The organism is Ureaplasma diversum NCTC 246 (assembly GCF_000731915.1).
GTDB lineage: Bacteria > Bacillota_I > Bacilli_A > Mycoplasmatales > Mycoplasmoidaceae > Ureaplasma > Ureaplasma diversum.
Map to the genome: position 1 here is coordinate 1 of NZ_JFDP01000072.1, position 8,031 is coordinate 8,031.

The window sequence follows — 8,031 nt, forward strand, 5'->3', positions numbered from 1 at the left end:
AGCTTCTAAATTAGCTAGTTGTTGATCAGCTAAACTAGTTTCTGTTTTTGTGTATAAATCAGAGTTTACAAATTTATTTACATAATCAGAATAACTATTGATTAAAGTAGCATATTCATTTAATTGTTGATTAGTGATTGTTGATTTTTCAATCTCTAGTTGTCTTCTATAGTACTTATTAACACCAATTCGAAGTCTTTGGTTATAAACAAAAACTGGTGTTTTTTGGTTTGTTAACATTTCATAATAAACATCACTATTTTCTTTTTTATATCATCTAGTTATGATATTGTTGTTTTTAATGAATTCAATATTGGTTCTAAGAAATGGTTTTTCAGATGTATCAATTGGTTTGTTTTCATTAGCACTTCTGTTGGTATTATTACATCCAACAATAGTTAATGTAGTAATTGAACCTAAAAATATTGAACTAATAAAAATTAGTTTTTTCTTATTTTTGAACATTGTAAACCTCCTTTTTATTTAAGATTATGAACATAAGAACTTAAAAATAAGAAATAGGCAAATAAGAGGGATCTTTGCTTTTTATTTGTTTTAAATATTTAGAAGAAATCTGAAATTCTTGATATCTTACCCTATTCCTTTTTGATGATTTTTAGCACCTTATTTTTTGTAGTATTTGTTTACCTATAACAACTTGATAAAGTTAATACTAAAAGTGGGGCTGATAAAAACTAAAACCAAGAGATGAAATGATTAATTTCTTTTTTCTTTTTTCTTTTTTCTATTTAATGGCATAAGTTAAAGACTCTTAAGCATCAACATTAAATGGTCCGAAATTTTCAAGATCTTCACCAATTGCTTTTTTGACGATTTTTTGTTCAATCTCTATATTGTTTAAACTGTTTAGTTTATCAATTACAACAAAGAAGATCTTGTTATTACTCATTGGTCCTCTTCATTTATTGTTTTTTAACTTTCTTTTTATAGGAAGATTTGATCAGCTTTTAGTTATTGTCATCTTCTTTTCGTTTAAATTTACAGATAGAATTTGATAACCATTGACTGGATGAAAAGATTCATCATCGGTTATTACTCAATCACGATCTATGATCATCAAAATTGAATTTTTATTGAAATTTAAGTTTGAAAACGATGATGAAATTCTGTCTTGATTCTTTTTGAAAATATCTTTATATATGCTGATGGTTTTGTTGAGTTCTTCAACTGAATTGATTAATGAATATAAAGGTTTTTGTTGATTTGCTAGCGGTGTTCCAACTACTTTTATATATCCAAGTGGGTGATTTTTGTCACGCACTGTTCTGTGACGAACCTTATCATAATTATTGTAAACTACCACTGCCTTATTATCATTAGTTATAGTTTCATAAATGTATGAGAAGGGATCATAAAAATATGATGTGTCTTTTAAATTAGAATTAATGAATAGCGAATCGGAATTGATACTAAATAATAAATTGTTTTTCTTATCATTTTTCTCTTTATAACAACTTGATAAAGTTAATACTAAAAGTGGGGCTGATAAAAAACTAAAGCCAAGAGATGAAATGATTAATTTCTTTTTTCTATTTAATAACATAAGTTAAAGCAACATCTGGGTTTTCACTAGCAGAATCGTCTTTTCTTTCAATAAAAATGTTATATCAACCATCTTGATTTGCTTTCATTTCTACTGTTTCAATATTTCACTTAGTATCACTATAGTTTATTAGAGTGCTTGGTTCTTCTACTTTTAAAGTAAAGTCTGCTTTATTATTTATATTTTTAACCAATCAAGAAATATTGGTTCGTAGTGTTTGTCCTTCTTTTAAATATAATTGGACTAATTCCTTTCCTCTTTTGAAATTTTTGAAATATCATAAATTTGATACAGCTTCATTCACTAAATCAAAATTAGGAACACCAAAACCTGTTTCTGGAGTATATAAACTATGATATGATTTTAGTCTTTCTGAACCGCTAATAAGTGCAGACTTAGCTATAATTGAGTCGCTTCCTAAATCAAACATATCTTTATTTGATTGATAAACAAAGGATAATAAACCTGAAACAACCGGAGCTGCGAAACTAGTGCCGCGAATTAGTTTTTGTGCTACCCCACCGTTTTTATTGGTATATCTAAAATTATTTCCTGGAGCTATAACTGTTATATAATTCACATCATTGCCTATTTGGCTATATGATGTTTTTTCTTTCGTTTCTAAATCATATGCACCTACAACAATACTATTGATTGATAGTGGTCCACCAGCTAAATATTTATATGGCGGAATCTCTATTTTCTCGCCATTTTCACCAGTGGTAGTTTTTCCGTTATATTGATTACCCGCAGCAAATATATTTATTATTTCTGGATTTGAAAAAACGGAATCATCGATATCCTTAGGTAATCGTGAATAATTAGATTGTAAATTCGCATATCTTGGACCTCAACTATTGTTAAGTATGTTTACTTTTGAATTAGTTAATAAATTGAAGTAATCACTTGGTGATGTATTTTCAGCATAATAAATAGAATATAATTTAGCATTAGAGTTAATTCCTAAATTTCCACCTATAACTTCTGCAACCCAGTTTGCATGATCAGATTTAACGTTTGTATTTTGTCCATTACGTTTTAGATAATTAATATCTCCAACTTCTCTGTTTGGGAAAATATTTTCGTTATCTGCACTAATAAAACCTTCCACTTCCATAATCCCAACCTTCACTTTTTCATCACCAAAGTTTTCTATTAAGAAATCTCTTGTTTCTTTATTCAATCCTACTGCTGCATAGTGTTTTTCATTGTCTTCAGGATCTTCAAGAACTGATTTGAAGCTGCTATTACTTGATATTGATTGCTTTTGATTATCATTAATGTTTTCAGGCATATTGTTTAAAATGAAAAATGATTCTTTTATTTCACTTCTTAGTGTATTAATTAAATCTAAAACTTTTTGTTCATAAATTTGATTAAACTTAAGAGTTAAACTTTTTGTTGAAGTGTTTAAACTAATAGATGTTTCGTTTAAATCGTTTTTTAATAGTGAAGTTTTAATTAATGAAACATTTTTTTTCTAAATTAATCTCAGTATTAAAATTTAATGAATAAGATACATTTTTCTTTATCGCTTTATTAGAATCTGCTTTGTTTTCTTGATATTTGTTTGCTGAAACAAGCGTTGTTAAACCGATGAAACCACTTAAAGTAGCAGCACCTAATAAAGCGAACAATTTTCTATTTTTGTTTTTAAAGAATTTCATATTAAACATTACCTTTCTCTATTACATATGTTATAGCAACATCAACTGGAGATATATTTGAAGATTTGTTATAAACATTAAGTTTAATAATGTAATTACCTGATGTCTTAACAACAAAATCAATTGTTTCGGTGTTTCTGTCAGAAGATGTTGAACTATAATTCTCTTTACCTATAACTCTTAAATCAACATCTGCTTTATCATTGTTAGAATAGTTTTTATAATTTCAAGTTGCATTAACTCGAACGCGATCTCCCTTCTTTAATCTTAATACAACTTTTTTATCATCATTTTTCATATTTTTAAAATATCGAAGATTTTTAACTGCTTGGTCTACTAAATCAAGTCTTGGAATTCCATAACCTGTCTGATGAGTGTATGTATCTTCTTCAGACGGCGGAATAAGTGAACCACTAATAAGTGCAGATTTAGCAATAATTGAATCATGTCCACGATTAAATATTGGTTTGTTCTTTTGATAAATAATTGATAATAAGCCAGCAATTACGCCCGCTGAATTACTAGTACCTCAAGTTTGTCATTCAGGATTACTAAAATGAAATGCTCCGCTTGGTGCAACAACTGTTAAATAATGATCATCTCTTCCGATTTTACTATAGTATGCCTTTTTCTTTGTATATGAATCGATTGCACCAACAATAATACTGTTCTTAGATAACGCAATTCCATTTAAATATCGCGATTGATAATCACTATGTGGGGAAATATTTCCGCCAGCAATTACATTAATTATTTCAGGATTATTGACAACTACTTGATCAAAATATTTAGAATATCCCGCATATTCTTTATCAATATGATCTTTAAAATTTCAAACATTAACTATAATATTAACGCCTCTTGATAATAAGAAATTCACTTCTCCAGTAACACCATTTCAATATAAATCAACCATTACACTTCATAATTTAGCAGTTTGGTTGATGCCTTTTTGACCAACCATTATTTCACCAATTTGATCTGAATGATCGCTTGATACTTCGGTGTAAAATGGTTCATCTCTTCAATGTACCCCATTACCATTATCATTGTTTCATCTAAAAGGTTTACTATTATGTCTAACTACACCATCTCCATCTAATAAACCAATCGTAACCTTTTCGTTGAAGAAGTGTTCAAAATGAGTTTTTTGATTAAAATAATCAAGACCCACTATTTTGTAATGATGTTGATTGGCTGCATCATATGTAGTTGCGTCATTATAATCATATCGTTTTCGTGTAAACGAATTTGATACCGTTTCTACGTCTGGTAACTTCTTATTAACAAAGTCAGTATAAGTGTATTTCGTATTGAAGAAATAAATATCTTTTATATCTTCATTCTTATTTAAAAGTAATTCTAATTTTTCATTTAATAGATTGATATCCGCATGATTGCTAATAGCAAAAGTGATTATTTTTAAATTACTTAAAATATCGCTTTTCAATAAATAATCATTATTTTTGAAAACAAGATTCTTAATTTGATCATGAAGATTATTTAAATCAATATCTTTATCATTATCAATCATTAACTCATATCTTCTTGCTCCAATAACAGTTGTTAATTCATTCTTAGCTTTATCATCTTGATTAATAGAATTTTTAATTTCAACGATTTTCTTTTCAGTATTTACTTCTTGATGTTTAACATTTTTTATATCATTGGCTGTAACAGAAAATGTTAAAAATGAAGTAACTAATGAACCAACTAAGCCGAGCTTAATGATTTTTTTAAACTTATTATATTTTGTCATTTAATTAATCACCCCTTAAAAAATAATTTTATAAACCCAATTCTAACGCATTTTTAATAGTATTTTGATTAAAAATTATTAAGTGATAATTCACTTATTATCAAAATAATTAACATTAGTTTAAAGAATTTATTTTTAAAAGATATATAGCTTATCTTTTGTTTGATTTTCTATTGGGTGTTTGTGAAAATCATTTTTATTTTACACCTAAACCAATGAAACATATTGATTTATTTTTAAAACAAATAAGAATTAATAACTGTTTAGATAAATTATCAATAAAACCTAGCTTTTTTATTAACTTATTAATAAATTAAATTTATAGCATGTTTAAATAAAAGTGATGTTTGCTAAAATATATAAAGGTGATATAACAAAATGAATAATTATTTTATTGCATTTGCTGTATTACTAATACTATTTGTAATCTCAGTTATTATTGTCCCAGTTTCAATAGTAATCTATGCTCAAGTAAAAAAACTGAAAATTGCCTTTTTACCTAAAGAAAAAAAGGCTTATAAATTATTGATAATTGAAAATAAAGAATTAAAAGAAGTTGAAGAAAAACAACAAGAAATAATTCAAGATCTTCAAACTCAATTAGATAAAAAAGAACAAGAAGTTAAACATTTAACAAATGTTAATGAAGAGTTCTTATTAAGAGCTAATAATTTATCAGCATCTGATGCTAAAAATGAATTATTTGATTTCTTAACACAAAAATATCGTAAAGAATTATCAATTAACTTTGTTAAACTTAAAAAAGAGTTTAGTGATGGTTTAGAGATTTATGCTCAAAACTTATTAATTGAAGCAATGGAAAGAAGTGCTGAACCATTAGTAATTAATCGATCATTATTTACTATCAATTTTGGTGATGAAAATCTAAAAGGTAAGATTATTGGTCGAGATGGTCGTAATAAAGCCTTATTTGAAAAAGCAGGTGGGGTTGATTTAATAGTTGAACGAAATGATACTATTTTATCAATTTCATCTCCTAATCCAATGCGTCGAGAAATTGCACGACGTGTAATGCAAAAACTTATTGAATCAAGAAATATTGATATGAACCGGATCGAACTTCTTTTTAGAGAAGAAAAAGAGAAGTTCGATCAAGAAGCTCATGAAATTGGTCGAGAAGTTATTGAAGATCAACTTAACTTCTTTGATATTCCTAAAGAACTTTATCTTTATGTTGGTAAGATGCGTTATCGAACATCTTATGGACAAAACATCTTATCTCATAGCTTAGAAGTTGCCCATTTAGCTGAAAACCTTGCTTACTTAATTGGAGTTGATCCAATTAAAGCTAAGAAGTGTGCTTTTTTCCATGATATTGGAAAAGTTATTGATTTTGAATCAAACATGGATCATGTTGAAGCAGGAGTCATGCTTGCTAAACAATATCGATTAAGTGATTATATTATCAACGGAATAGAATCACACCATAGTAAAGTAATAGCTACATCAGTGTATGCTGCACTTGTTAAAGTAGTAGATACAATCTCAGCAGCTAGACCTGGAGCAAGAATAGCTAATTATGATGAATACTTTGGAAGAGTATCAGAATTAGAAAAGATCTGTATGCAATTTCATGGTGTTGAAAGTGCATTTGTTATTCGTTCAGGAAGACAATTAAGAGTTATTGCTAATGCTGAATTAATTAATGATAGTGAACTTGAATTACTAGCTCACAAGATTCAACATGCTATTGAAACTAGTGAAAACTTAAGTAACTATAAAATAAGTATCATTATGACTCGTGAAAAACGAATCTCTATAGAAACAAATACTATTAGCTAAATATAGCATAATAGCCAATCAGGTTATTTAAAATACAAGAAAGGTTTTTAGCTCTTCTTGTATTTTTTTAATCTTTACTAATATTGATTGTTTATAAATAAAAAATAAGGTCTATTTCATATCAACCTTATTTAGTTAATATTAATCTATGATTAACTTATTTAGAATTAGTAGAGCTAGTAGTTTTTGATCCAACTAACTCAATACGAGCAAATCTAAATGAGCTTAATTTATTAATAGTTATAAAGAATGTTTTAGTGCTTACTACTTTATTAGTTGATTGGGTTTCATCTTTTTTATCAAATACTAAATTAATCTTAAATCGATTTGTACTTTGTCTAAATGATGATATATTTCATCCACTCTCTAGTTTTAAATTAGATAGATCTAAACTATCTCTTATATTTTTAACTAATAAAATAGTTTGTTGACTAAAATCAAAGTCTTTAAAATGATCTTTGATTAGATCACTTAATGATGCTTGATTAAGATTAGGTACTACTCTATTTTCTAAATATTGATCTAAAGCAGCTTTGCTGTTAATTAATTCAATATGATCTTTTTGTTCAACTAAATCAGTATTATTATCAAAATTAAACGCTTTAGTTTCATTATTATAAACCAATGGATTAGTTAGTTCAAAATTATAAGTAGAATGTAAAACTAATGCATTTAAATTTTGATCTTTCTTTTCATAAATTGCTTCAAGTTCTAAATTAGATTTTGATTTAGAGCATGAAGATATAATAAGTGGGGTAGTTATATTAAACCAACAACAGTTAATAAACCTACTGTTAGTTTAGCTCTTTTAGTTTTAAACATATTTTTATTAACCTATCTTTTAATTTAATATTATGGTTAATATGTTAACAAATAAATTTATTTAACAAATGATAAATTAGCAAAAAAATGATATTTTTGATCTGTTCCTTTAGAAGAAGTAATTAATTTGGTTACTAAATTAAGACCTTTAATGACTCGACTAACTTGGTGTTGTTCAAATTTATCAACAATCATTAATTCTGGATTAATTTGATGAAAAACATATCCATTACTAATATTAATTAATTTGTTTAATTGTACTGATTGTGCTTTTTTAATTAATTTATCTAAATAAGGAGCTAATCCTTTATCATTATGATTTAGATCAGCAATCTGATCATAATCAATAATGATATCTGGTAAGATTCCAAACAAAACTAAAGCATCAATTCCTTCATTAGAAGCTGTTAGTATTT

Annotated in this window: 8 protein-coding genes; 1 reads left to right on the forward strand and 7 read right to left on the reverse strand. The window is 26.6% G+C overall.

Annotated elements, in window-relative coordinates:
- The 5 genes from UDIV_RS03285 to UDIV_RS03305 form a co-directional block, all read right to left on the reverse strand.
- Nucleotides 1-465 (reverse strand): hypothetical protein (locus UDIV_RS03285; RefSeq protein ID WP_038103281.1); only part of this gene is annotated, 465 nt, incomplete at its 3' end.
- A 307-nt stretch (nt 466-772) separates the two neighbouring features.
- Nucleotides 773-1,564, reverse strand: a complete 792-nt coding sequence (locus UDIV_RS03290; protein ID WP_038103283.1) for a hypothetical protein — start codon at nt 1,562-1,564, stop codon at nt 773-775.
- Nucleotides 1,551-2,858 carry a S8 family serine peptidase gene (locus tag UDIV_RS03295; protein ID WP_038103285.1) on the reverse strand — a complete coding sequence of 436 codons (1,308 nt, stop codon included), beginning with the start codon at nt 2,856-2,858 and terminating at the stop codon, nt 1,551-1,553. The genes UDIV_RS03290 and UDIV_RS03295 overlap by 14 nt, the downstream gene beginning before the upstream one ends.
- Before the next feature lie 163 nt (nt 2,859-3,021).
- On the reverse strand, nt 3,022-3,231 hold the full coding sequence (locus tag UDIV_RS03300) for a hypothetical protein (protein ID WP_038103288.1): 210 nt from the start codon (nt 3,229-3,231) through the stop codon (nt 3,022-3,024).
- A 1-nt stretch (nt 3,232) separates the two neighbouring features.
- A complete protein-coding gene (locus UDIV_RS03305; protein ID WP_038103290.1) occupies nt 3,233-4,990 on the reverse strand; it encodes a S8 family serine peptidase in 1,758 nt (585 codons plus the stop codon).
- Nucleotides 4,991-5,368: 378 nt separating this feature from the next.
- On the opposite strand from UDIV_RS03305, the gene UDIV_RS03310 reads away from it, so the two are divergent.
- Nucleotides 5,369-6,793, forward strand: coding sequence for an HDIG domain-containing metalloprotein (locus UDIV_RS03310; protein WP_038103292.1), 1,425 nt, complete (start codon nt 5,369-5,371; stop codon nt 6,791-6,793).
- 157 nt (nt 6,794-6,950) lie between these two features.
- On the opposite strand, the gene UDIV_RS03315 is transcribed toward UDIV_RS03310, so the two are convergent.
- Both UDIV_RS03315 and UDIV_RS04590 read right to left on the reverse strand, forming a co-directional pair.
- Nucleotides 6,951-7,418 carry a hypothetical protein gene (locus UDIV_RS03315; RefSeq protein ID WP_038103294.1) on the reverse strand — a complete coding sequence of 156 codons (468 nt, stop codon included), beginning with the start codon at nt 7,416-7,418 and terminating at the stop codon, nt 6,951-6,953.
- 254 nt (nt 7,419-7,672) lie between these two features.
- A partial coding sequence (locus UDIV_RS04590) for a hypothetical protein (RefSeq protein ID WP_038103296.1) occupies nt 7,673-8,031 on the reverse strand: 359 nt, incomplete at its 5' end.